Below are 22,660 nucleotides of genomic sequence, written 5' to 3'. Positions count from 1 at the left end.
GGTAGAGCGAAAGTTGACGTGATCTGCATGGCGCTTGAGGCTCAACTTCTATCCCTCCGTTAAGCAGTGGCGATTGAGCACCCGGCCAACTTGAAAGGGTGTGAATATTGACAGCCAGAAATCCTTCCGCGAGATTCAGGCGGCTCCTTTCGCATGGCTTCTTCGCGCCCGAGCTCCCTGCCTGCTGCATCTCAGAAGACCTTGCTCGCTGCAGGGCGGCGATCTGGCGGGATATTCAGGGGCGGCGCTGCACCGAGGGCACCGACTTCCGGGATCGGCTGCCCGAAGGCGCAACATAGATCGCAAAGCATCGCGAACCCGCTGGAATGTCGAGTTCGTCCGGCAGGTCGCAGAGCCGCCGCGCCTGGTCCCAGTGTGATCGAAGATTTCACAACGCGACGCTTTGAGCGGACGCCTGAAAAAGCGGCAAACTGCGTGGATTGGGCTCCACTCCGGTCAAAAAGACCCGTTTGTCGAGAGTTACCTGAAAGATCTTCAGCGGTGTTGTTGGACTGTTATGAAAAGGTTCTAAGCGGGAGGCGGTACATGATGACTTCGCCAGGATCCGATGAAAGATTTTCAACCCAAAGCATCCGACACTGAGGACGCTCCCGCGCACAGTATACACCAACGCCCGCTTCGGAGACTGCTTACCAAGTGGTCTCAAGGCAGTTCTCCGGTCTCGACGCAGGCCTTGTGGAGCGACTGGGCGGTGCATTTTGCAACCGCCCCCGATCTTCACGTCGACTTGGCCAAGTCGGCCACAGAGGGATGGATGGAGTGGTTGCGCTACGTCTCGTCGGGCTGTCCCGATGATCCGGACCTGCAACCGGTGACACCTCCGAAAACGGACCGCAGGTTCACCGGTCCCGAGTGGCAATATCCGTCATTTGCAGCGGCGGCACAGGCATTCTTGTTGACCGAGGAATTGGCTGAGAAAGCTGCCCGCAACGTGCCGGGGCTTGCGCCCTCGCGTCAGGCGTCGATGGCGTTTCTCACGCGCCAAATCCTCGACGCGGTTTCGCCCTCCAATTTTCCGATGACCAATCCGAAGGTTTTGGCCCGGACACTGCAGACAGGTGGAGCAAACATTCATCACGGTCTGGACCGCGTGGTGCGTGACGTCACATCAGGAGAGCAACCCGCGAAGACTGCCAAGATCGGCAAAGATGTCGCCACGGCACCGGGCAGGGTGGTGTATCGCAATCACCTGATCGAATTGATCCAGTACGAACCGACAACGGAACAAGTTCACCCCGAACCGGTTCTGATCGTTCCGGCATGGATCATGAAATACTACATTCTTGACCTCAGCCCCGGGAACTCGCTTGTCCGCTATCTCACGGAGCAAGGGTTCACGGTTTTCATGATTTCCTGGCGCAACCCCACCGCAGAAGATGCGCATTACGGCATGCAGGACTATCTGGACCTCGGTCCGCGCGCCGCACTCGATGTCATCGCGGATCGGACTGGCATGCATTCTGTGCACGCCGCGGGATATTGCCTTGGCGGCACCTTGCTCTCGATTGCAGCCGCGGCGATGGCGCGGGACGGCGATAACCGCCTCGCAAGCATGACGCTGCTGGCCGCGCAAACCGATTTCAGTGAGCCGGGGGAACTCAGCCTTTTCATTGACGAAAGCCAGGTGTCGTTTCTCGAGGACGTGATGCACGCGCAGGGCTATCTCGATGCCAGCCAGATGATGAGCGCATTTCAGATGTTGCGGTCGAACGACCTGGTCTGGTCGCAGATGATCCATAAATATCTGCTCGGAGACGAAGACGCGCCGATGAACGATCTCATGTCATGGAATGCGGACACGACACGTATGCCTGCCCGGATGCACTCGGAATATCTGCGGCACATGTTTCTCAACAACGACCTCGCAGCGGGTCGGTATCATGTGGATGGGCATCACATTTCCTTGCGTGATATTCGCAGCCCGGTCTTTGCCGTGGGCACGGAAACCGATCACATCGCACCGTGGACCTCGGTCTTCAAAATCCACAATCTCGCCCATGCGGATGTCACCTTTGCCTTGACCAATGGCGGGCACAACGCCGGTGTTCTCTCGGAGCCCGGCCACAGCCACCGACACTATCGCCTTCACACAGCCCGCGATCAGGGAAAAGCCCTGTCTCCGGAGGATTGGATGCAGGCGGCGCAGCGTGAAGACGGAAGCTGGTGGCCCGCATGGGCGGCATGGTTGGCAGATAAGTCGGGACCGAAAGGCCAGCCGCCGAAAATGGGCAAGGCGCTCGATGATGCGCCCGGCACATATGTATTTCAGGAGTGACCGGCATGTTTCCTGAAAATGACTTTCTCAAGGGCAAGGTCGGGCTTGTGGTTGGCATTGCAAACGAGCACTCCATCGCAGCGGGCTGCGCCGCCGCGTTCAGGGCGTCCGGAGCAAGGCTTTGCCTGACCTACCAGAATGAAAAGGCGCTCCACTACGTTGAACCCGTGGCGACGTCTCTGGACGCTGACTTGCTCTTGCCCCTCGACGTGACGGACAGCGCACAGTTGGACACTGTCTTCACGCAGATCCGACAGACCTGGGGCAAGCTCGATTTCCTGGTGCATTCAATCGCCTTTTGCCCGCGCGACGATCTGCACGGGCGGGTCGTGGACTGTTCGCAGGACGGGTTCGCGCTGGCCATGGATGTCTCGGTGCATTCGCTGATCCGCCTCGCCAAGCGGGCGGAACCACTGATGGCGGATGGCGGGACGATCCTGACCGTCTCTTATCATGGCGCAGAGAAAGTCGTCGGCAACTACAACATCATGGGGCCGGTCAAGGCCGCCTTGGAGGCCACGACACGTTATCTCTCGGTGGAGCTTGGGGAAAAGAACATCCGGGTGAACGCATTGTCACCCGGACCGTTGGAAACGCGTGCGGCTTCGGGCATTGATCACTTTGACGAACTGATCGATGATGCTCGCACGCGCGCACCACTGCACCGCCTGACCACAATCGAAGAAGTTGGCGCGATGGCTGCGTGTCTCGTGTCCGACTTTGCGGTCTCGGTCAGCGGCAACACGGCTTTCATTGACGGAGGACATCATGTTGTCTGACCCGGAACCGCTGGGGTACATCGAAAATCGCCCCTTCGACGAGATCAAGATAGGCGACTCCGCAGAACTGGTGCGCACTTTGACGGCGCAGGATATCGACGCGTTTGCCGTCGTGTCGGGTGACGTGAACCCGGCCCATGTGGACGTCGAATTCGCCGAGGGCGACATCTTTCACAAGGTGATCGCGCACGGCATGTGGGGCGGTGCTCTGATCTCGAACGTGCTCGGCACGCAACTGCCTGGACCGGGGACAATCTATCTCGAGCAATCGCTGAAATTCCTGAAGCCGGTCGGTGTTGGCGACACGGTTGTGGTCCGCGTCGAGGTCACGGACCGCGACCCGGAGCGTCACAGGCTGACGCTTGCCTGTACCTGTACCAATGGCGATGGAAAGCCGGTGATCGAGGGCGTCGCCAGAGTGATCGCCCCGGATCGCAAGATCCGTCGGCCCCGCATGACCATGCCCGATCTTGTGATGCACCGACACGGCAAGGCACATGGCGAGATGCTGGTCCGTGCCCAGGCGCTGGATCCCACGGTGACGGCGGTTGTTCACCCATGCGACAAGCCCTCGCTTGAAGGCGCCCTGCAAGCGCGCGATCTCGGAATTCTCTCGCCCATTCTGGTGGGACCGTCAGCGCGGATTCGGGCCGTTGCCGACGAACATGCCCTCGATATCTCGGGGTTGAAGATTGTCGACACGCCCCACAGCCACGCTGCAGCCGAGGCCGCCGTCGATCTGATCCGTGCCGGCGCAGCCCAGGCCCTGATGAAAGGCGCATTGCACACGGACGAGGTGATGTCCGCCATTGTCTCCAAGACCGGCGGCCTGCGCACCGAACGCCGCATGAGCCATGTCTACGTGATGGACGTGCCGACCTATCCCAAACCGCTGATCATCACCGATGCCGCGATCAATATCGCGCCGGACCTCGAGACCAAGGCGGACATCATCCAGAACGCCATCGACCTCGCGCGGGCCATTGGCATCGATGTTCCGAAGGTGGCGATCCTGTCGGCGGTCGAAACCATCAACCCGCGGATGCAATCCACGATCGAAGCGGGCGCCCTGTGCAAGATGGCGGATCGCGGTCAGATCACCGGAGGGCTTCTGGACGGACCCCTGGCCTTCGACAATGCCATCTCGATGCGCGCCGTTGCCACCAAGAGCATCGTGTCCCCCGTGGCAGGGCAGGCGGATGTTCTGGTCGCTCCCGACCTCGAGGCCGGCAACATGATCGCCAAGCAGCTGATGTATCTCGCGGGCGCCGAAGCCGCTGGCGTGGTTCTGGGCGCACGTGTGCCGATCATCCTGACAAGCCGCGCCGATGACGCAAAGACCCGCACTGCCTCTGCGGCAATCGCGGCGCTTTACAACGCCTCCCAGCGTCCATGAACGGGGTCCTCACGCTCAACGCCGGGTCGTCTTCGCTCAAGTTCGGTCTTTATGACGACACGGTTGATGCAACGCTGCGCGTGGGGGGGCAGGTGGACGGCATCGGTCGTACCCCGCAACTGGTGCTCCAGACTGAAGACAACTCGACGACGACACCGTGCAGCGCACAGACCCATCGCGACGCGCTTGCCGCGGTGCTTGATGCGCTGGCACCGTATCTCGAGGGGCTCACGATCGCTGGAATCGGGCACCGCGTCGTTCACGGCGGGCCGGATTTCTCGGACCCGGTGCGCGTCACGCCCGAGATCGAAGCCGCCTTGACCGACTTGGTCCCGCTGGCGCCCCTGCATCAACCGCATAATCTTGCCGGGATAGCGGCGGCGCGAGACCTGTTTCCGGACGCCGTGCAGGTCGCCTGTTTCGACACCGCGTTCCACCGCGGGCACCCTTGGGTCAATGACACCTTCGCCCTGCCGCGCCGGTTCTATGAGGACGGCATACGGCGCTACGGCTTTCACGGTCTGAGCTACGATTACATTACCGGCGTCATCGCCCGCGACGAACCGGAGCTTCACGCCGGTCGCATCATCATCGCCCATCTGGGCAACGGCGCATCCATGTGCGCAGTCCAGCGCGGCCAGAGCATTGGCTCCACAATGGGGTTCTCCGCTCTGGACGGGCTGCCCATGGGCACGCGCTGTGGTCAGATCGATCCGGGGGCGGTGCTTCACCTGATCGAGCAGAAGGGCATGACGCCGAAAGAGGTCCTCTCCCTGCTTTACACCGAAAGCGGGCTTCTGGGATTGTCCGGCATCTCAAGCGACATGCGTGAATTGCTGGCGTCCGACCGGTCCGAGGCCCGGGAGGCCATCGACTACTACGTCTTTCGCGCCAGACGAGAGATCGGTGCGCTCTCCGCCGTTCTGGGAGGTCTCGACGCCCTGGTCTTCTGCGGCGGCATCGGCGAAAACGCAGACATCATCCGGCGCAGCATCGTTGACGGGTTGGAGTATCTCGGGTTGAGCATCGACACCGACGCTCCCGCCGGATCCCGAGATATCGGATCCGGCGCAACCCGCATCCTGGTGATCCCCACGGACGAGGAACGCATCATGGCCCGCGCTACCGTATCTGCCTGTTCTGATTGATGGATTTTCTCACTTGGTACGAATGCGAACACGCAGGTCGCCGGCATCAAGCGGCCCGCATCCGCCGTTGCCGGGTCCAGCCCGAGAGCAAGACAAGGCAGAACGCGCCTTCGGCCAGCACGGTCACAGCATAGGCGGGGGCGAAGGCTTCGAACAGGGCAGGTGCAAAGAATCTCAGGAAACCTCCGATCAGGTAGACGATCCCCGCCGCGGCGATTCCGGCCCCGACAAGGCGCGGGAACAGACCTGAGACCCAGATCAGGACGCCGGTCAGCAGGCTGTTGATCGCGAAGAAGACCAGCCCGAGGTCATAGCCATGGGCGTGCAGGTTCAAGGCGTGAAGGGCCATCTCCTCGGCCTGAAGCACAGCGAAGTCGGGCGCTCCGGTGATCAGAAGCAGCGCGGATTGCATGTGCATGAGGTTCATGGTGATTATCACGGACTGGATCAGCCGGAACACCATCGCGGCCAACGCGAGCACCGGAGCGACCGGGCGAAAGATGATATAGAGCAGGATCGCCAGAGCCGCGTCCGCAGCCGCCATGAGAATGTCTGCCGCGATCGCCAGTCGGAAGGTGCCCACCGCGTCCCGAATGGCGCTTGCTGTGGCGGCGGCGTCGCCGGTATCGACAAGCGGTCCGCGAAACAGCATCTCGGCACTGATCCCGCATATGATGATGGCAAGATAAAGCAGTCCGGCAAGGCGGAGTGTCGCCGGGGATTGGGTGAAATGGGTCACTTGGTTCTCCTTTCGGGTACAATGTCAGTCCGATCAGGCCGATGCCGGTTCGGCATGCTCGGCCACGGGGGCCCTCCCGCGCCCGACGATGGCCGGGGCTTGGTGGACGAGAGAGGGGTCGGTCAGCGCGCCGACCATGAACATTGCGAAATCCGTGCGGCGCAGACGTTTCGATTTGAGACGCGGGTCGCCCACATGGGGTGACCAGACCGGCGGCCCTTCGCTCTCACCGTCCTCGAGGTCGGCCGCGCGCACGACCGTCCAGTCGCGCTCCGAAGCGTAGACCAAAGCCGCTGCGCGCCTGTGATCGGCGATGTCGGCCATTCCCGCAAGCCGGGAGGCCAGCACCATGAGCCCGGTCCTGATCCGATCTGGCAAAGCGTAGTGATCGCGCGCGTCTCGGGCAGCGTGCCAGCCCATCGAAAAGACGAGCCGCGCGCCGGGGTCGGCATGGTCCAGCACGGCGCGCGCGGTGCGCGTGGCCATTCCATCCGTGCCCCAAGGCACGAGAACGGTCAGCACCCCGTCGCAGCGGTGAACGGCGCGCGCGATGGTCGCAGGATCGCTGGTGTCGCCGGTGACCAGCCGGATGCTGTCGCCGAAAGTCGAAAGCTTGGAGGCGCTCTGCGGTCGGCAGAGGCCGGTCACGTCATAGCCCTTGGCGAGGCAATGCTGAGCCATGAACACCCCCAGCTTCCCCGATATTCCGATGATGCAGATGCGCTTCATTTCGACCTCCCATGTGGTGCGGGCGTGGGTTGCCCCTTTTGCGATGGGATCGGGTCTACGGTATCGGGCCCCGGCCGGTATTGGCCCTTTCCGCCGAATTTTTGACCGGTTCTGCCGGATTGCGTCTTGGCGCGTCAGGTGCCTTTCGCGTTGCGGCGAAAGCTGCCCGGCGGCTCGCCGCACCGGCGCTTGAATGCGCGACTGAAGGTGCTTTGCTCTGCAAACCCGGTCAGGAACGCGATTTCCGAAATTCAGCAGTTCCTCCGGGCCAAAGATTTCGTAACCGATATGGCTGAATACACCGCAGGCAACTCGGCGTTCATCCGTCGCGCGGTGGCCGCTGCACGCGAAAGAAAGGGCCGTCCGCGGGAAGAAGACTGGTCCGAGCAAGCCACTTGGATGCGGAAGGCGGATTCCCGCGACGCGCCCCGGCAGCTTGTGATACTGCTCGACAAGGGCGGCCAAAGACAGCGTCTCGGACCGATCGTCTGTCGAAATCGTCAGGACGCAATGGTATCGACGCTGACATCGCTTCAGGTATGGCCTCCACGGATCAACAACGCGCATGACCTCATATCTTCGTTCTCTTCGCCCTGTCCAATTGCGATTGATCGCTGCCGTGGCGCGGCTGGGCAAGTTAAGCCTTGCAGCCGATGCCTGCTCGATGACCACGCCAGCCGCATCGCGCATGCTGGCGGACATGGAGACGCAGCTGGGCACGGTCCTGTTCGAACGGACCCCGAAAGGCATGCTCGTCACGCCCGCGGGTGACGTGCTGGCCAATCACGCGCGGAAACTGGTGCACGACATCGACCAGATGACGAAGGACTTCACGGCCCACCTCGACGGCTCCGGCGGAAGCGTCCGCGTTGGGGCGGTGACAGGAGGCGCCCTGGGCGTCTTGATCCCCGCGATCCTGGAGCTTCACCGACATGTGCCATTGGTCGATGTCTCGCTGGATGTCGCATCGTCGGCGCAGCTGATGCGCGGGCTTGAGGCAGGAGAGTATGATTTCACCTTGAGCCGTCTGGGACCCAAGGACTATTCGCGCGACCTCGACATCCATCCCGCAGGCCGGGAGTCCGTCTTGCTGATGGTGCGGCGGGAACATCCCGTGGCCGATTCCGGGCCGGTGCGCCTGCGAGATTTACGGAACTACCTGTGGACCATGCAGGATCGTGGCGCACCGATCCGCCATGCAGTCGAAATCGCGTTCCATGAAGAAGGCACAGACATCCCGGCCCGTCTGATCAAGACTGCCTCGGTGGTCGCGATCATGGCCATGCTGCGCCATTCTGACGTGATCGCGGTTGTTACTGAAGAAGTGGCCGACCTCCTGCTGTCGCCGCCCTACAGTGCTGACCTCGTGTTGCTGAACATGGCCAGACCAATAACGATCGAACCTTATCACATCCTTTGCCCCAGAGACCGATTGCTGTCGGCAGCCGCGCAGCGCCTTCTTGACCATGTCCGGGATCAGGCCGGCAATCAGGTAATTACCAATTCTGTCAACGCGATAGATTGAAATGTAAATTGTTTGTTAAGGCGAACTGCCCGTAAATTGGCAAAAAACGACATTTGCCACTGGGAGGGGATATGAAGGCTCGTGCCACGATCAACCGGGATTTTGCGCTCGCGCAGATCGACGACCGGCTCTACTCTGCCTTTATCGAGCATATGGGTCGGGCAATCTACAGCGGCATTTACGAGCCCGATCATCCGACGGCCAATGCGCACGGTTTCAGGCAGGATGTTCTTGACCTTGTCCGGGCTCTCAGCATTCCGGCCATCCGCTATCCGGGCGGCAATTTCGTTTCGGCCTACAAGTGGGAAGACGGGATCGGCCCGAAGGAAGACCGCCCGGTGCGCCTCGACCTTGCCTGGCGGTCCAAGGAAACGAACCAGGTCGGGATCAATGAATTCGCCCAGTGGGCCAAGGATGCCGATATCGAGATGATGCTGGCGGTCAATCTCGGGACCCGGAGTATCGAAGAGGCACGCAATTTCGTCGAATACTGCAACCACCATTCGGGCACCTACTGGAGCGACCTGCGCCGCAGTCATGGAGTCGAAGAACCATATGACGTGAAGATGTGGTGCCTTGGCAACGAGATGGACGGCCCTTGGCAGATCGGCCACAAGGAGGCCAAGGAATACGGTCGGCTTGCGGACGAAACATCGAAGGCGGTCAAGGCCTTCGGCGGCGGCATCGAGACCGTTGTCTGCGGATCCTCCAACGACGGTATGCCGACTTATCCCGACTGGGAACGCCAGGTGCTCGAAGAGTGCTACGAGAACGTCGATTACATCTCGCTGCACAAGTACTTCGGCAACAGCAGCCACAATCCCCTTAACTACTTCGCCAAGATCGAGGAAACCGGACGCTACATCCAGGCCATCGGCGGGGTCATCGACTATGTTAAGGCCAAGAAACGGGCCAAGAACGATGTCTATATCTGTTTCGACGAATGGAATGTCTGGTACCATAAACGCGAGCAGGACGCCAAGAACTGGAAATCCTGGGATTGGCCCGAAGCTCCTGCTTTGCTCGAAGAGGACTACAACCTCGAGGATGCGATCTTTGTCGGCGGCTTGCTGAACGAATTCATTCGCCGGTCCGATCGGGTCAAGATCGCCTGCATCGCGCAGCTTGTAAATGTCATCGCGCCCATCCGCGCCGAACGGGGGGGCGCCGCCTGGGCCACGTCGATCTATTATCCCTACCAGTTCGCCAGCCTCCATGGTCGCGGAACCGCGCTGAACGTGGCGGTGGACGGGCCGCGCTATGACGCGGACGCCGCTCAGGACGTGAATTACCTGGATGTCGCGGCAGTTCTGGCGCCGGACGGCGCGTCGATCACGATCTTTGCCATCAACCGCAACCCGGAAGACACGATGGAGTTGGACGTGGCCCTGCAAGGCTTCGAGGGACTGCAGTTGGTCGAGCACAAGGTGATCGGCGGTGACAGCGCCGAGGCCCGCATCGCCAACACCAGCGACGCGCCCGACAGGATCAAACCACGCAACGGCGAAAAACTGGCTGTCGGGGATGGCGGCATCAAGGGCGAATTGCCGGCCTTCTCATACAGCATGATCCGACTGTCGGTTGGGTAAGCGTGGCTCGGGAGACAAGGGGGACGTGGTCATGAAAGCCACCGGCGTCCATTTGAAGTCGGTCAAAAAGAACTTTGGCGCAGTCGACGTCATTCGCGGCGTCGACATGGACATCGAGCGGGGTCAGTTTGCCGTATTTGTCGGGCCGTCGGGCTGTGGGAAGTCGACGCTTCTGCGCATGATCGCGGGGCTGGAAGAGACGAGCGACGGTGAGATCTTCATCGGTGATCGCGACGTCACAAACGAAGACCCGGCGGATCGTGGCGTGGCCATGGTGTTCCAATCCTATGCGCTCTATCCCCATCTGTCGGTCTACGAGAACATGGCATTCAGCCTGCGCTTGGCCAAGCGTCCCAAGGCAGAGATCGACGGCAAAGTCCGCGAAGCCGCCGGCATCCTGCAATTGGCGGAGCATCTGGAAAAGAAGCCGGCGCAATTGTCGGGAGGGCAGCGCCAGCGCGTTGCCATTGGCCGCGCCATCGTGCGCGCGCCGGATGTCTTTCTGTTTGATGAACCGTTGTCGAACCTCGATGCAGAACTGCGGGTCCAGATGCGTCTGGAACTGGCGCGCCTGCATCAAAAGCTCGGCGCCACGATGATCTATGTCACCCACGATCAAGTCGAAGCGATGACGCTGGCAGACACGATCTTTGTGCTTCAGGGCGGCCATGTCCAGCAATCGGGCGCTCCATTGGACCTTTATGACGACCCTTCGAACCGGTTTGTCGCCGGGTTCATCGGATCACCGTCGATGAATTTCTTCAGCGCGACCATCGAGGACCGAAGCGAAGATGGCGTCGTCGTCCGCCTGACCGGGCAGCCCGACCTGACCCTGGACGTGCCGCTCTCGCAGCCACCCTCGAAGGGCGCATCGGTCGAACTGGGCGTGCGGCCCGAGCATCTGATCGTGAGCCAGTCGGAGGGCCTGCGCGTTACCGTCGATGTCGCCGAGGAACTGGGAGGTGTCTCGTATCAGCACGGCACATTGGAAGGCGGCGATGCGGTGATTTTCCAACAGGCCGGCGTACGGCACGGCATGCATGGCACAGTACAGACCGTCACGCCCGAACCGGGGCGCGTCTTCGTCTTCGACACCGAAGGCGAACGTATCCGGTGAACTGACTGACAACATGGAGGAGGACTGAAATGAAAAATGTTATTTCCAAACTCGCGGCGACCACGGCACTTGTCGTGGGCTTGTCCAGCCCGGCCTGGGCTCAGGTCGAAGTCGAATGGTGGGATTTCCTCGCCGGCGGCGACGGTGTCCGCATGAAGGCGCTGATCGACGAGTTCAATGCCGAACATCCCGACATCGAAATCAGCGGCACGACGCTGGAATGGGGCCTGCCTTTCTACACCAAGGTGCGCACTGCGGTCGCGGTCGGTCAGGGGCCGGACATCATGACCTATCACCTCTCACGCCTGCCACTGGCGTTGGAAGAAGACGTCCTTTCACCGATTACGGCGGAGGATCTGGAAACCGCAGGTCTTTCCAAGAGCGATTTCTTCGAAGCGTCGATCACTGCCGCGTCCACCGATGATGGCCAGCTGATGGCGATCCCCTTCGATATCCACTCCATCGTCGCGCATTACAACCGCACCGCGCTGGAAGGAACGAAGTGGCTCGACGAGGATGGCAACCTGACCAACCTGAATTCCATCGAAGCCATGACCGAGATGCTGAACTGGGCCAAGGAAAATGGCTTCTCCGATCCGCTGAGCTATCAGACATCGGGCGGCGGTGGCACATGGCGGATGTTCTACACCCTGTTCAGCCAGCAGGGCGGCGAGATCTTGTCTGATGGCGAAGTCTTGGCAGGCGACAACCTCGACAAGGCCGTGACCGCCATTCAGGCCATGGCCGACTGGCGGTCGGCGGGTCTGATCCCGGAACAGGCCTCCTACGAGGCAGGGGTCGCACTCTTCTCGGGCAATAAGTCCGTGCTTCACATCAATGGCGTGTGGGAAGTGCCCACATTCAAGGATCAAACCGAAGCCGGAACGCTGGGCTTTGAATGGTTCGCCAACGAAGTTCCCCAGATGATGGACCAGCCTGCGACCTGGGCGGATTCCCACGCTTTCGCCATTCCGAATGATCCCGAGATGAGCGAAGAGATGCGGGATGCCGTCCTGACCGTCATCGGCTGGATGCAAGAGCATTCGCTGGCCTGGGCAGGTGCGGGTCACATCCCGGCTTACAAGCCGACGGTGCAGAGCGACGAATATGCCGCGCTCGAACCCAACGCGACCTATGCATCGCTTGCCGACAATGCGGCCTTCGATCCCCGGTCAAAGATCGCCGGTGTCGCCTCGCCGATCTATGACGCCGTCGACAATCTGATCGCGCCCGCGGTGCACGGTTTCCTCAGCGCCGAGGACGCCGCTGCGCAAATGAAGGATCAGTTGCAAGGCCTGCTGAACTGATCAACCTTACCGGAGGGCGCCCTTGGGCGCCCCCGGCCAAAGCCTGCAGGGGGAGGAGGCCGCCATGTCGAAAGCGAAACGACGCCGCCGCGAGCTTCGGGCCGCTGGCCTTTTGACGGCGCCTTTCCTGTTCGTCTTCCTGATTTTCTTCCTTTATCCGACCTACAAGGTCATCGCGCTCAGCTTCACTGACGCCCCGCTGATCGGTGACGGGCAGTGGATCGGACTGGCCAACTACGCCAAGCTGCTGAATGACCGGCTGTTTTTCACATCGCTCTGGAACAACCTCTACTTCGTGCTGCTGACTGTTGTGCCGACGACGGTGATCGCGCTGCTCATCGCGCTCGCGGTGAGCAAGCTCAAGGGCCGGATGCAGGCATTGGTGCTGACGCTGTTCTTTCTTCCTTATGTCCTGCCGGTCTCGGTGGTCACGCTGATCTGGGCCTGGATGCTGGATTTCCAGTTCGGCATCCTGCAGCCTCTGATCGCGGCCGTGACCGGAAAACCGGTGCCTGTTTTCAGGAATCCCTATTGGGTCATGCCGATGATTGCGGTTGTCACGATCTGGTGGACCAACGGGTTCAACGTTCTTTTGCTGATTGCGGGCCTTCGCAACATCCCGGAGGATCTCTACGAAGCCGCGTCGCTTGACGGCGCAACACCGTGGCAAAGGTTCTGGCGCGTGACCTGGCCGCTGCTTTGGCCCGTGACCGCACTCGTGCTGACCTTGCAGCTCATCCTGCAACTCAAGCTGTTCGATCAGGTCTACCTGCTCTCCAACGGGGGGCCGTTCAACTCGTCCTATGTCGTTCTCATGCAGATGTACCGCGAGGCGTTCCAGCTGAACAACGGCGGCTATGCCTCGGCCATCGCGATGGTGTTGTTTCTGGTCATCGTCATCGTATCGGTCCTGCAATTTCAACTGCTGCGCATCGGAGGACGCAAATGACCGCCAGACGCGCACGCAACTTCGCTTTCTCCGGTCTCGTCCTGATCGCGGCGATGATCTGGATCTTCCCGCTCTACTGGGCGCTGACCACATCGTTGCGCAGCGAAAACCGTATCGTCTCGGATGCCGGCGTTTTCATCGACGAGTTGAACATTTCGGCCTATGTCGAGGTCCTGTCGACCTCGAAACTTCCGATCTGGTACCTCAACTCCGTGGCGACCTCGGTGATCACAACCGCGATCGTCCTGGTGACCGGCATGATGTGCGCCTATGCCCTGTCGCAGCTGCGCTTTCCCGGACGCAAGACGCTTTACCTTCTGGTCGTGGCCAGCTTCATGGTCCCCGTGCCCGCGCTCTACGTCGCGCAATTCATCCTGATGAGCGATCTGGGGCTGGTCAACACCTGGTGGGGCATCATCCTGCCGCAGCTGATCGTGCCGGTCGTGGTGATCGTCTACAAACAGTTCTTCGACGCGATACCCAAGGAAATGCGCGAGGCCGTGCTTCTGGATGGCGGCGGGGAATTCACCCTGCTTTTCAAGCTTTACCTGCCGCTCAACTGGGGGATCACGGCGGCGTTGGCGATCATCACCTTCATCACCACCTGGAACAATTTCTTCTGGCCTTTCCTGGTCGTCACGAGCGAGGACATGATGACGATCCCGGTGGGGATCACCCAGGTCAATGATGCTTTCGGCGTGGCCTATGCCCGAATGATGGCGCTGGCTCTGCTTGCCGCCGCCCCCGTGATCATCGGTTACCTCATCTTCCAGAAACGCGTTACCGAAGCTGTCATGATATCGGCCGGTGTAAAGGGATAAAGGCATGACATTCAAACCTGCCGAATGGCCACGCGAACTGCGGTCTCAGGAATGGTACCGGGGTGCCGCCAAGAACGTGATCTGCCAGCTGGGCTGGAGGAAGAACCAGGGCTATCCGGATCACCTGTTCGACGGGCGGCCGGTGATCGGGATCGTGAACACCTGGTCGGACACGACGCCCTGCAGTGGCCACCTGCGGGACCAGCACGTGCCGGCCATCGCCGGTCGCTCTGACCAGGACCTGGCGATCGATCGGTTTCCCGAGGCAAGACAATGATCCTCGGCGCGACGCCTGACGGCAACGAGATCCAAGGCGTGGAGATCACCAACGGCCCCGCGCGGGCGCTTGTCATGACCTATGGCGCGACGTTGTGCCGATTTCATCTCGACGGGATCGATGCGTCCTTGGCGCTCGGTAGCCCGGATATCGAAAGTTACCTATCGCAAATGCGCTATTTCGGTGCGATCGTGGGGCCGGTCGCCAACCGGATCGCCGGGGGGCGCGCGCCATTGGATGGCGATGTGTTGCAGCTTGACGTGAATGAAAACGGCAACGCGCTGCATGGTGGTCTCAACGGTCTTTCGCAACAGGTCTGGACCGTCGCCGAAAGAGGAGCACACAGCGTGACCTTGCGACTTGGGGTTCCCGATGGCGCGGGGGGGCTGCCTGGTCCAATCGACATTTGGGTGACATATGCGCTCGATCCCGAGGGCGCCCTTGAGATCGACATCACGGGGCAGAGCGAGCGCGCAACGTTCTTCAACCCGGCGTTTCACGGATATTGGTCGCTGAACGGCACGGGGCTGGCAGGGCACCGGCTGCAAATCGATGCCGACACCTACCTTCCAGTCGATGATGCGCTCGTTCCGACCGGCGACATCATGGCCGTAGAGGGCACGCCCTACGACCTGCGCCAAGCGACCCCGTTGCCCGCGATGATCGACCTGGACACGAATTTCTGCCTCAATAGCAAAGGCATGCGCCCCGTCGCACGGCTCGAAACCGATACACTTGCAATGATCATTGAAACGGATGCGCCGGGGCTGCAGGTGTACGACGCCGCGCGCCTGAACACGGCCCCCGCCAGAGGGCATCATGGCCTGCCCTACGGGCGGCATGCCGGAGTCGCGATGGAGCCGCAGCATTGGCCTGATGCACCCAACCACGCTGATTTTCCGTCGATCGCGCTGCGGCCCGGCACGCAGTTCCGCCAAACATCCCGATTTCGGTTCATCCGAAAGGAGGGCGCTTGAGCACGTCGATATCAGCTCATGCAGGGCAATCATGTGCCCGACAACCTGAACTCCAGTTGAGGGGGGACCTGTGACCAAGGAAGTTTCTTGCGCCAATCCAAAGCGGACATACCGCGTGATCCGGGCAAGGAGGACCTGACGAGCAGATCGGAAACCGCCGGGCAGGAGGAAGGCTCGGCTCATAACGTCCAAGGGAGAAAGACATGACAAATCGCCTTAGTGTTACCAGGAAGGTGAAGGGCGCGACCGCGGCCTTGCTTCTTTCCTCGATCGCGTCCAGCGCGGTGGCGCAGGATGCCATCCGCGTCATCAGCCACCGCCAACCGGCGCTGGAATACTACACCCAACAGATGATCGACGCGCTGCCTGAAGGCAGGGTCAGCGTCGAACTGATGCCGATCGACAAGCAACTGGAGCTGGCCTCGATCACGATGTCGGCGGAATCCGACGCCATTGACGTTCTTTATCTCAACGACTCGTCCTTCCGGCGCTTTGCGTCAAATGGTTGGCTCGAGCCCATCGACGACCTCTGGGAGAAATACCAGGATGAATATGATCTCGACGATTTTCCACAATCGGTGATCGACGCGGTCAGCTTTGACGGCAAGATCTATGCGATGCCGATCCTGACCAACACCGAACTGTTCTTCTATCGCAAGGACCTCCTCGAAGATGCCGGCGTCGCGCCACCGCAGACCATGGAAGAATACATGGCACTCGCGGCCCAGCTGGATTCGGCCCGCATGGCCGGCACGATCATGTCGCTGAAGCCCGTGGATGCCGCCCTGAACGAGGCGCATTGGTACATCAATGCCATCGGTGATGGCTGGTTCGACGCCAACTGGAAGCCAATCTTCAACAATGCAGCCGGTGTCGAGGCGATCACAAAGCTCAAGGAGATGTCGGAATACGCGCCACGCGGCTTCACGGCGCATGCAAACGACGAATCCACCATAAACCTGCAACAGGGTCTGGCGGCAATGGGCCTGCAATGGTTCACGCGCGCCGCGGCGATGGACAATCCCGAACAGTCACGGGTGGTTGGTCAAATCGACTGGGTGGCCCCTCCGGGAGGTGGCGCGCGTGTCGCCAATGACGGCTTTGCCATCTCGGCCTTTTCCTCTGCCGACCGGGAGGAGATGTTCAAGATGATGGCAGAAGCGGCAAGCAAGGAAAGCATGCAGGAAGGTGCGAAATACGCCATGCCGCCACGGCTTTCCGTGCTGGAAAACGCCGACCTGGCACAGCAATACCGCTGGTATCCGGCGGCCCGCGCGGCGCTTGAAAGCGGCAAGGCTTTCCCGGCCATGCCCGACTTCAACGATGTCGGCGAGATCGTCACGCGCCACATTCTGCGCGCGGTGACCGGCGAGGCCGAGGTCCAGGAGGCGCTCGACCAGGCTGCAGCCGAGACAGAGGAACTGCTTGCCAGCCGCGGCTACTACAACTGAACCCCTGATCTTGCGCAAGCTGGCCCGCGGTGCGTCGTCTGCATCGCGGGCCTCGATCCGGGTTCTCTGGAAAGGGCATTACGACATGGTACGCTGGCAACGCGGCTTGTGGCTGTTCTTCTTGCCCAGCTTCGGCCTATTGGCTCTCGTGCTGCTGTGGCCGTTGAGCTACGCCGTCTATCTAAGCTTCTTTGACTACTACCTCGGGTCGGGCGAGCGGACCTTCATCGGTCTGGGCAATTATGTCGACCTGCTGACTGAAGCGCGCCTGTGGAATTCGATGCGGACGACGATCATCATCGCCTTCGGGTCCGTCGCGGTGGAATTCCTCGTCGGCTTTGCACTGGCGCTTGCGCTTTACCGGCTGCACGGCAGCGCCAAGGTCTTTTCCGTACTCTTGTTCCTGCCGCATATCGTGACCCCGGTCGTGGCCGCCCTGTTCCTGAAATGGATGCTCGCCTCAAACTGGGGCTTCGTGGATGCGACACTTCTGACCTTCAACATCGAACCGCCCGATTGGCTGGGCGACCCGGTCTGGGCCAAGGTCAGCGTCATCCTGGCGGATGCCTGGGTCTTCACGCCTCTGGTCATGATGGTGCTCTATGCAGCCCTGCAGGGGCTTGATACTTCGCTGCTCGAGGCTGCGCAGATCGACGGGGCCAGCAGCTGGAACACCCTGCGCCACGTCATCGTCCCCGCGCTGATCCCCGCCATCATCTTCGTCATCTCGATCCGTTTGATGGATGTCTTCCGCTTTTTCGACCTGATCTATGTGTTAACGGGCGGCGGACCGGGAACGGCGACCGAAACGATCACGATCTATACCTACCAGCTGGGCTTCCGCATGCTTGAAGTCGGCAAGGCTTCGGCCTTGGGGGTCATCACGCTGATCGTCGTCGCGATGCTGCTTCTGACAATCAACCGCGGTCTCAACAAGGCATACCGCGGGGGCGACCGATGAGTGCCCAATCCTACCCCGGCCGTCGAAGAACGACTTGGGTTATCTTCATCGCTTTGTGCGTCTTCACCTTCATCAACCTGACGCCGCTGATCTGGGCAGTACTGACCTCGCTCAAGGATCCCCGCGACGCCTTCACCATCCCTCCGACGATCATTTTCGAGCCGACTCTCAAGTATCACATCGAGGTCTGGACCGAGAATGACTTCGTCTTCTATCTGATGAACAGCCTGATCATTTCCGCCGGCACGGTTTTCATTTCGGTACCGGCGGGCAGCCTTGCCGCCTACGCACTCTCGCGCATTCCGCGGCGCAGCGCCGGACCGATCCTCAGCGCGCTGTTCACGATCCGCATGTTTCCGCACATGCTGTTGGCGATCCCGTTCTTCGTGATGGGCACGTTCCTCAACATGATCGACACCTATCCGTTGCTGATCCTGGCGCTGGTGGCGATCAATCAGCCGTTCACCATCTGGCTGATGCACGGCTTCTTCCTCGAGATTCCGCGCGACCTGGACGAGGCTGCGGCCATCGATGGCTGTTCCAACTGGCAGGCTTTCCGGATCGTCATCTTGCCGCTGGCGCGGCCCGGCATGACGGTGGCGGCATTGTTCAGCCTCCTGCTGTCCTACAACGAGTTTCTTTTTGCGCTGATCCTGACCGGCACCGATACCAAAACGCTGCCCGTCGCCATTGCGTCCTTCGGTGGCGAGGACATCTCGTCGTGGTCGCTCTCCGCCGCGGGGGCGATCGGTATCATGCTCCCCATCGTCCTGGTCATGCTGCTTCTGCAACGTCACCTGGTGCGCGGGCTGACCGCAGGGGCCGTGAAGGGATGAGACGCGACAGCCGGAAAGTTCGATACGCGCGTCCGGAGAGGGAGACGACAACATGGCACCACTGACGATCCAGCAGGCAACGAAATCCTTTGGTGGCGTTCAGGTTCTGCACGGTGTGACCATAGACATCGACGACGGCGAATTTGTCGTTCTCGTCGGTCCGTCGGGCTGCGGCAAGTCCACCCTGCTGCGCCTGATCGCCGGACTCGAGGACATCACCAGCGGCGGGATCCTGATCGATGGGAAGGATGTCAGCCGTCTGCACCCCAAAGATCGCGACATTGCCATGGTGTTCCAGTCCTACGCCCTTTATCCGCACATGACCGTCGCCGAGAACATGGGCTTCTCGCTGCGCATGCGTGGGGCTAAAAGCGACGAGCAGCGCCGAAAGGTCGGGCAGGCGGCAGGCATTCTCGACCTCGACGCGCTGCTTGACCGCTATCCCAGGCAGCTTTCCGGCGGTCAGCGCCAGCGTGTCGCCATGGGCCGGGCCATCGTGCGTGATCCCAAGGTCTTTCTTTTTGATGAACCGCTGTCCAACCTTGATGCCAAGCTGCGGGTGCAGATGCGGTCCGAGATCCGGACGCTTCACAAGAAGCTGAAAACGACGATCGTCTACGTGACACATGACCAGATCGAGGCGATGACCATGGCCGACAAGATCGTGGTCATGCGTGGCGGTCATGTCGAGCAGATCGGTAGCCCGATGACGCTTTATGATGCGCCTGCGAATGTTTTCGTCGCCGGGTTCATCGGGTCTCCTGCCATGAACCTTCTGAAGGGTCGTATCGGCGCCGATGCGCAGTCCTTCGATCTCGATGCAGGCGGGGCGCTGCAATTCACATCGGCCCTCGACGCGCGACCCGGCCAGTCGGTCATCCTGGGAATCCGGCCCGAGGATGTGACACTTTCGGACAACGGCAGTCCTGCGACCGTCAAGCTGATCGAACCGACGGGCGCTGATTTGCACGTCAATCTCGACGTTGCAGGAAGCGACATCACGGCCGTCTTCCACGAGCGACTGTCATTGAAAGAGGGACAGGAGGTGAGTTTGGAACTCCCTGCGGACTGCGTGCATCTTTTCGATGCCGAGACAGAAACGCGTCTGTCGGCATAATGCGATCCTGCGACCCAGGTCGCCGTGTTCGGGTGACAGGTGTCGGTGGCTGTCGATGCGCGCGTCGGTGCTTTTCGGGAACCGGGCGATCACGCCTCGATTGATCCGACCGGTGGTCTTTGCCGATAGGGACTTGGACCCTCGAAAAGACAGCGGCTTGCCATCTTCCTGGCCTCGACCGAAACAATGTCTCGCCCGTGCAGCGATAGCTGGTTTGGGGACGCTCCGGCGCAGCGTGCCCCGCCCTTTGTGGATGGCAGGCCGCCAAGTTTGTGACAGCGGCCCAGTCACCTCACACAACAATCATGGGGGATAAAGGCCTTGATTGCTTGCGTCACTTTGCAAGCAATCAAGTGCCACCGCGACATTGCGCGGTTACTTCAGGTCCCCCGGCAGCAGTTCGCCCGGCATGTTCTGATAACAGACGGGGCGCAGGAAGCGCCGGATCGCAAGCGTGCCCACGGATGTCGCACCGAAATTGGTCGACGCGGGGTAGGGGCCGCCGTGTACCATGCTATCACAGACCTCGACACCGGTCGGGAACCCGTTGGCAAGCACGCGGCCGGCCTTGCGTTCCAGAACCGGCATCAGTTTTTGACCGGTTTCGGTGTCGCCCGCATCCAAGTGCAGGGTGCAGGTCAACTGACCGTGCAAGGACTTCGCAACCTCCAGCATCTGCTCAACATCGGTCACCCGAACGACCAGGCCGAGCGGCCCGAACACTTCTTCGCCCAGAGCCTCGTCTGCCAGCCACGCGTCACCGGTGGTTGCATAAAGATACGGCGTCGCGTTGCGCAAATCGCACATGGAGGTCACGACTTCCTGCACGCCTGCGGTGCTGGCGATGCGATCGCGGCCCTGACGGTAGGCGGTCGCGATGCCGTCCGTCAGCATGGTCTGGGCCTCGACAGGCTCCAGCGCCTTGCCCGCTGCTGCGATGAACGCATCTGCGTCCGGGCCGTCGATGACAATTGCGATGCCGGGATTGGTGCAGAACTGTCCGGCACCCATGGTCAGCGATCCGGCCCAGCCTTCGGCAAGGGCCTGCCCGCGCGCCTTCATTGCGTCTGGCAGCAGGAACATCGGATTGACCGAACCCAGCTCGCCGAAGAACGGGATCGGCGTCGGGCGCTGCGCGCACAGGTCGAACAGGGCGCGACCACCACCGAGGGAGCCGGTAAAGCCGACTGCATTGATCAGCGGATGCTGGACGAGCGCTTGTCCCACGTCACGCTTGCCGCCCTGGATCAGCGAGAACGCACCCGGGTGCACGCCGCATGTCGCGATTGCGGCCTTGATGGCCTCTGCCACGATCTCGCTAGTTCCGGGGTGGGCCGAGTGGCCCTTGACCACAACAGGGCACCCTGCGGCCAGCGCGCTTGCGGTATCGCCACCGGCGGTGGAAAACGCCAGCGGGAAGTTGGAGGCGCCGAAAACGGCCACCGGGCCGATGGGGCGCTGCACCATCTTCAGGTCGGGCCGGGGCAGGGGCGCCCGGTCGGGCAGCGCCGCGTCATGGCGGCGGTCAAGGTAATCCCCCTTGAGGATATGATCCGCAAAAAGCCGCAGCTGCCCGATGGTGCGTCCGCGCTCGCCCTGAAGCCGGGCTTCGGGAAGACCGGACTCGCGGCTGCCGATCTCGGTGATCTGGTCGGCGCGCGCGTCGATTTCATCCGCGATGGCGTTCAGGAAAGCCGCACGCTCTTGGCGGGTCGAATATCCGTAGGTCCAGAACGCCTCTTCCGCAGCGCGGCAGGCCTGATCGACAAGCGCCGGCGTGCCGACGGCAAACTCATGCGCCGGGCCGCTTGCCGGTTCGTTCTGGAAGGTGGTCTCACCGGCGACCCATTCGCCGGCAATCAGATGCTTGCCGTGCGGTGTGAATGTGGTTTCGTCGAGCATGGGAGCCTCCTGTTTCATCGATTGTTCTGTTTGCGCCATTCGGCGAATTTTTCGAGGTTTTCTTCCTTCGTCGCCGGATAGAGCCCGATGATCGTCGCACCGTTCTGGACCTGCTCGAGGGCGAAATCCTCGTAGGCGGTCATCTCGATCGCCTCGTCTGCGACCTCGTCCGCCAGATGCGCGGGAACGATGATGATGCTGTCATCGTCGCCCACGACGATATCGCCCGGAAACACCGGAGCATCTCCGCATCCAATCGGCTCATTGATGGCGATGGCTTCGTTGGTGGTCAGATTGGTCGGGCTCGACGGGCGGTTGTGATAGGCGGGCATGTCGAGCCTGGCGATATTCATGGCGTCGCGGAATCCGCCATCGGTGACCACGCCGGCAGCGCCGCGGACCATCAGCCGGGTGATCAGGATGTCGCCCGCACTTGCCGCATAGGCGGATTTGCGGCTGTCCATGACCATGACGTGCCCCGGCGGGCAGTCTTCGATCGCCTTGCGCTGCGGATGCTCGGGGTTGCGGAATTCCACCAGCTGGTTGCGATCTTCGCGGGCGGGCATGTAGCGCAGGGTGAACGCCGGGCCGACCATGTTCTTGCCCTTTTGCGAAATCGGGCGCACGTCCTGAATGACCTGGTGGCGCAAGCCGCGCTTGAAGAGGGCTGTTGCCAAGGTCGCAACCGACACCTGCTCGAGCTTTTCCTTGGTTTCGGGTTTCAGCGGATGATCCGTCATCTGT

General features: G+C 61.3%; 20 protein-coding genes and 1 pseudogene. 16 read left to right on the top strand and 5 right to left on the bottom strand.

All coding sequences use genetic code 11. The annotated features are described in order from the left end of the window. Nucleotides 1-748: 748 nt before the first annotated feature. The 4 genes from LCF60_RS11840 to LCF60_RS11825 are packed head-to-tail and all read left to right on the top strand — an operon-like array spanning nt 749 to nt 5,619. The gene (locus LCF60_RS11840; protein ID WP_292291997.1) at nt 749-2,296 is read left to right on the top strand and encodes an alpha/beta fold hydrolase; all 1,548 of its coding nucleotides are present in this window, start codon (nt 749-751) and stop codon (nt 2,294-2,296) included. A 5-nt stretch (nt 2,297-2,301) separates the two neighbouring features. Then, a complete protein-coding gene (fabI, locus tag LCF60_RS11835) occupies nt 2,302-3,075 on the top strand; it encodes an enoyl-ACP reductase FabI (RefSeq protein ID WP_292287360.1) in 774 nt (257 codons plus the stop codon). Further along, nucleotides 3,065-4,471 (top strand): bifunctional enoyl-CoA hydratase/phosphate acetyltransferase, encoded by a 1,407-nt coding sequence (locus LCF60_RS11830; RefSeq protein ID WP_292291996.1) that lies wholly within the window; start codon nt 3,065-3,067, stop codon nt 4,469-4,471. Before fabI ends, LCF60_RS11830 begins: the two co-directional genes overlap by 11 nt. Then, on the top strand, nt 4,468-5,619 hold the full coding sequence (locus LCF60_RS11825) for an acetate/propionate family kinase (RefSeq protein ID WP_292291995.1): 1,152 nt from the start codon (nt 4,468-4,470) through the stop codon (nt 5,617-5,619). Before LCF60_RS11830 ends, LCF60_RS11825 begins: the two co-directional genes overlap by 4 nt. 46 nt (nt 5,620-5,665) lie before the next feature. Here LCF60_RS11825 and LCF60_RS11820 read toward each other — a convergent pair whose 3' ends face one another. The 3 genes from LCF60_RS11820 to LCF60_RS11810 all read right to left on the bottom strand — a co-directional run bounded on the left by LCF60_RS11820 (nt 5,666) and on the right by LCF60_RS11810 (nt 7,329). Continuing rightward, the gene (locus tag LCF60_RS11820) at nt 5,666-6,358 is read right to left on the bottom strand and encodes a DUF4386 domain-containing protein (protein ID WP_292291994.1); all 693 of its coding nucleotides are present in this window, start codon (nt 6,356-6,358) and stop codon (nt 5,666-5,668) included. A 33-nt stretch (nt 6,359-6,391) separates the two neighbouring features. After that, nucleotides 6,392-7,087, bottom strand: a complete 696-nt coding sequence (locus LCF60_RS11815) for an NAD(P)H-binding protein (protein ID WP_292291993.1) — start codon at nt 7,085-7,087, stop codon at nt 6,392-6,394. 134 nt (nt 7,088-7,221) lie between these two features. Next, nucleotides 7,222-7,329, bottom strand: a complete 108-nt coding sequence (locus LCF60_RS11810) for a hypothetical protein (RefSeq protein WP_292292016.1) — start codon at nt 7,327-7,329, stop codon at nt 7,222-7,224. 323 nt (nt 7,330-7,652) lie between these two features. Here LCF60_RS11810 and LCF60_RS11805 point away from each other — a divergent pair, with 323 nt between their 5' ends. From LCF60_RS11805 to ugpC (LCF60_RS11750), 12 genes and pseudogenes are all read left to right on the top strand, one after another. Further along, the gene (locus LCF60_RS11805) at nt 7,653-8,612 is read left to right on the top strand and encodes a LysR family transcriptional regulator (RefSeq protein WP_292291991.1); all 960 of its coding nucleotides are present in this window, start codon (nt 7,653-7,655) and stop codon (nt 8,610-8,612) included. A gap of 71 nt (nt 8,613-8,683) precedes the next feature. Next, the gene (locus tag LCF60_RS11800; RefSeq protein WP_292291990.1) at nt 8,684-10,201 is read left to right on the top strand and encodes an alpha-N-arabinofuranosidase; all 1,518 of its coding nucleotides are present in this window, start codon (nt 8,684-8,686) and stop codon (nt 10,199-10,201) included. A 31-nt stretch (nt 10,202-10,232) separates the two neighbouring features. Continuing rightward, nucleotides 10,233-11,318, top strand: a complete 1,086-nt coding sequence (ugpC, locus tag LCF60_RS11795) for a sn-glycerol-3-phosphate ABC transporter ATP-binding protein UgpC (protein ID WP_292291988.1) — start codon at nt 10,233-10,235, stop codon at nt 11,316-11,318. Nucleotides 11,319-11,347: 29 nt separating this feature from the next. Continuing rightward, nucleotides 11,348-12,625 (top strand): extracellular solute-binding protein, encoded by a 1,278-nt coding sequence (locus LCF60_RS11790; protein WP_292291987.1) that lies wholly within the window; start codon nt 11,348-11,350, stop codon nt 12,623-12,625. 64 nt (nt 12,626-12,689) lie between these two features. Next, nucleotides 12,690-13,574, top strand: coding sequence for a sugar ABC transporter permease (locus LCF60_RS11785; RefSeq protein WP_292291985.1), 885 nt, complete (start codon nt 12,690-12,692; stop codon nt 13,572-13,574). After that, the gene (locus tag LCF60_RS11780) at nt 13,571-14,395 is read left to right on the top strand and encodes a carbohydrate ABC transporter permease (RefSeq protein ID WP_292291984.1); all 825 of its coding nucleotides are present in this window, start codon (nt 13,571-13,573) and stop codon (nt 14,393-14,395) included. The genes LCF60_RS11785 and LCF60_RS11780 overlap by 4 nt, the downstream gene beginning before the upstream one ends. Before the next feature lie 4 nt (nt 14,396-14,399). Continuing rightward, a pseudogene (locus LCF60_RS11775) lies at nt 14,400-14,597 on the top strand (dihydroxy-acid dehydratase); the annotation flags it as partial. A gap of 71 nt (nt 14,598-14,668) precedes the next feature. Next, complete coding sequence (locus LCF60_RS11770; protein ID WP_292291982.1) at nt 14,669-15,649, top strand: aldose epimerase family protein; 981 nt, start codon at nt 14,669-14,671, stop codon at nt 15,647-15,649. A 203-nt stretch (nt 15,650-15,852) separates the two neighbouring features. Next, entirely contained in the window at nt 15,853-17,100 is a 1,248-nt protein-coding gene (locus LCF60_RS11765) for an extracellular solute-binding protein (RefSeq protein WP_292291981.1), read from the top strand. Nucleotides 17,101-17,110: 10 nt separating this feature from the next. Beyond that, complete coding sequence (locus tag LCF60_RS11760; RefSeq protein WP_292291980.1) at nt 17,111-18,061, top strand: sugar ABC transporter permease; 951 nt, start codon at nt 17,111-17,113, stop codon at nt 18,059-18,061. After that, a complete protein-coding gene (locus LCF60_RS11755; protein ID WP_292291978.1) occupies nt 18,058-18,897 on the top strand; it encodes a carbohydrate ABC transporter permease in 840 nt (279 codons plus the stop codon). Before LCF60_RS11760 ends, LCF60_RS11755 begins: the two co-directional genes overlap by 4 nt. A gap of 52 nt (nt 18,898-18,949) precedes the next feature. Then, nucleotides 18,950-20,014 carry a sn-glycerol-3-phosphate ABC transporter ATP-binding protein UgpC gene (gene ugpC / locus LCF60_RS11750; protein ID WP_292291977.1) on the top strand — a complete coding sequence of 355 codons (1,065 nt, stop codon included), beginning with the start codon at nt 18,950-18,952 and terminating at the stop codon, nt 20,012-20,014. Between the two features lie 375 nt (nt 20,015-20,389). Here the strand turns inward: ugpC (LCF60_RS11750) and LCF60_RS11745 are convergent, their stop codons facing one another. Beyond that, nucleotides 20,390-21,916, bottom strand: coding sequence for an aldehyde dehydrogenase (NADP(+)) (locus LCF60_RS11745; protein ID WP_292291975.1), 1,527 nt, complete (start codon nt 21,914-21,916; stop codon nt 20,390-20,392). 14 nt (nt 21,917-21,930) lie between these two features. Then, the gene (locus LCF60_RS11740) at nt 21,931-22,656 is read right to left on the bottom strand and encodes a ribonuclease activity regulator RraA (RefSeq protein ID WP_292291973.1); all 726 of its coding nucleotides are present in this window, start codon (nt 22,654-22,656) and stop codon (nt 21,931-21,933) included. Nucleotides 22,657-22,660 lie beyond the last annotated feature (4 nt).

Source organism: Marivita sp. (assembly GCF_020055635.1).
Taxonomy (GTDB): domain Bacteria; phylum Pseudomonadota; class Alphaproteobacteria; order Rhodobacterales; family Rhodobacteraceae; genus Marivita.
Note: the sequence above shows the minus strand (reverse complement) of the source record. Positions and strands in the feature narration are given on the sequence as shown.

What these genes read in the sequence shown, in the direction of transcription:
- fabI (WP_292287360.1), top strand. Translation starts at nt 2,302, where the DNA reads ATGTTTCCTGAAAATGACTTTCTCAAGGGCAAGGTCGGGCTTGTGGTT.
- LCF60_RS11830 (WP_292291996.1), top strand. Translation starts at nt 3,065, where the DNA reads ATGTTGTCTGACCCGGAACCGCTGGGGTACATCGAAAATCGCCCCTTC.
- LCF60_RS11825 (WP_292291995.1), top strand. Translation starts at nt 4,468, where the DNA reads ATGAACGGGGTCCTCACGCTCAACGCCGGGTCGTCTTCGCTCAAGTTC.
- LCF60_RS11815 (WP_292291993.1), bottom strand. Translation starts at nt 7,087, where the DNA reads ATGAAGCGCATCTGCATCATCGGAATATCGGGGAAGCTGGGGGTGTTC.
- LCF60_RS11805 (WP_292291991.1), top strand. Translation starts at nt 7,653, where the DNA reads ATGACCTCATATCTTCGTTCTCTTCGCCCTGTCCAATTGCGATTGATC.
- LCF60_RS11800 (WP_292291990.1), top strand. Translation starts at nt 8,684, where the DNA reads ATGAAGGCTCGTGCCACGATCAACCGGGATTTTGCGCTCGCGCAGATC.
- ugpC (WP_292291988.1), top strand. Translation starts at nt 10,233, where the DNA reads ATGAAAGCCACCGGCGTCCATTTGAAGTCGGTCAAAAAGAACTTTGGC.
- LCF60_RS11790 (WP_292291987.1), top strand. Translation starts at nt 11,348, where the DNA reads ATGAAAAATGTTATTTCCAAACTCGCGGCGACCACGGCACTTGTCGTG.
- LCF60_RS11785 (WP_292291985.1), top strand. Translation starts at nt 12,690, where the DNA reads ATGTCGAAAGCGAAACGACGCCGCCGCGAGCTTCGGGCCGCTGGCCTT.
- LCF60_RS11780 (WP_292291984.1), top strand. Translation starts at nt 13,571, where the DNA reads ATGACCGCCAGACGCGCACGCAACTTCGCTTTCTCCGGTCTCGTCCTG.
- LCF60_RS11770 (WP_292291982.1), top strand. Translation starts at nt 14,669, where the DNA reads ATGATCCTCGGCGCGACGCCTGACGGCAACGAGATCCAAGGCGTGGAG.
- LCF60_RS11765 (WP_292291981.1), top strand. Translation starts at nt 15,853, where the DNA reads ATGACAAATCGCCTTAGTGTTACCAGGAAGGTGAAGGGCGCGACCGCG.
- LCF60_RS11755 (WP_292291978.1), top strand. Translation starts at nt 18,058, where the DNA reads ATGAGTGCCCAATCCTACCCCGGCCGTCGAAGAACGACTTGGGTTATC.
- ugpC (WP_292291977.1), top strand. Translation starts at nt 18,950, where the DNA reads ATGGCACCACTGACGATCCAGCAGGCAACGAAATCCTTTGGTGGCGTT.
- LCF60_RS11745 (WP_292291975.1), bottom strand. Translation starts at nt 21,916, where the DNA reads ATGCTCGACGAAACCACATTCACACCGCACGGCAAGCATCTGATTGCC.
- LCF60_RS11740 (WP_292291973.1), bottom strand. Translation starts at nt 22,656, where the DNA reads ATGACGGATCATCCGCTGAAACCCGAAACCAAGGAAAAGCTCGAGCAG.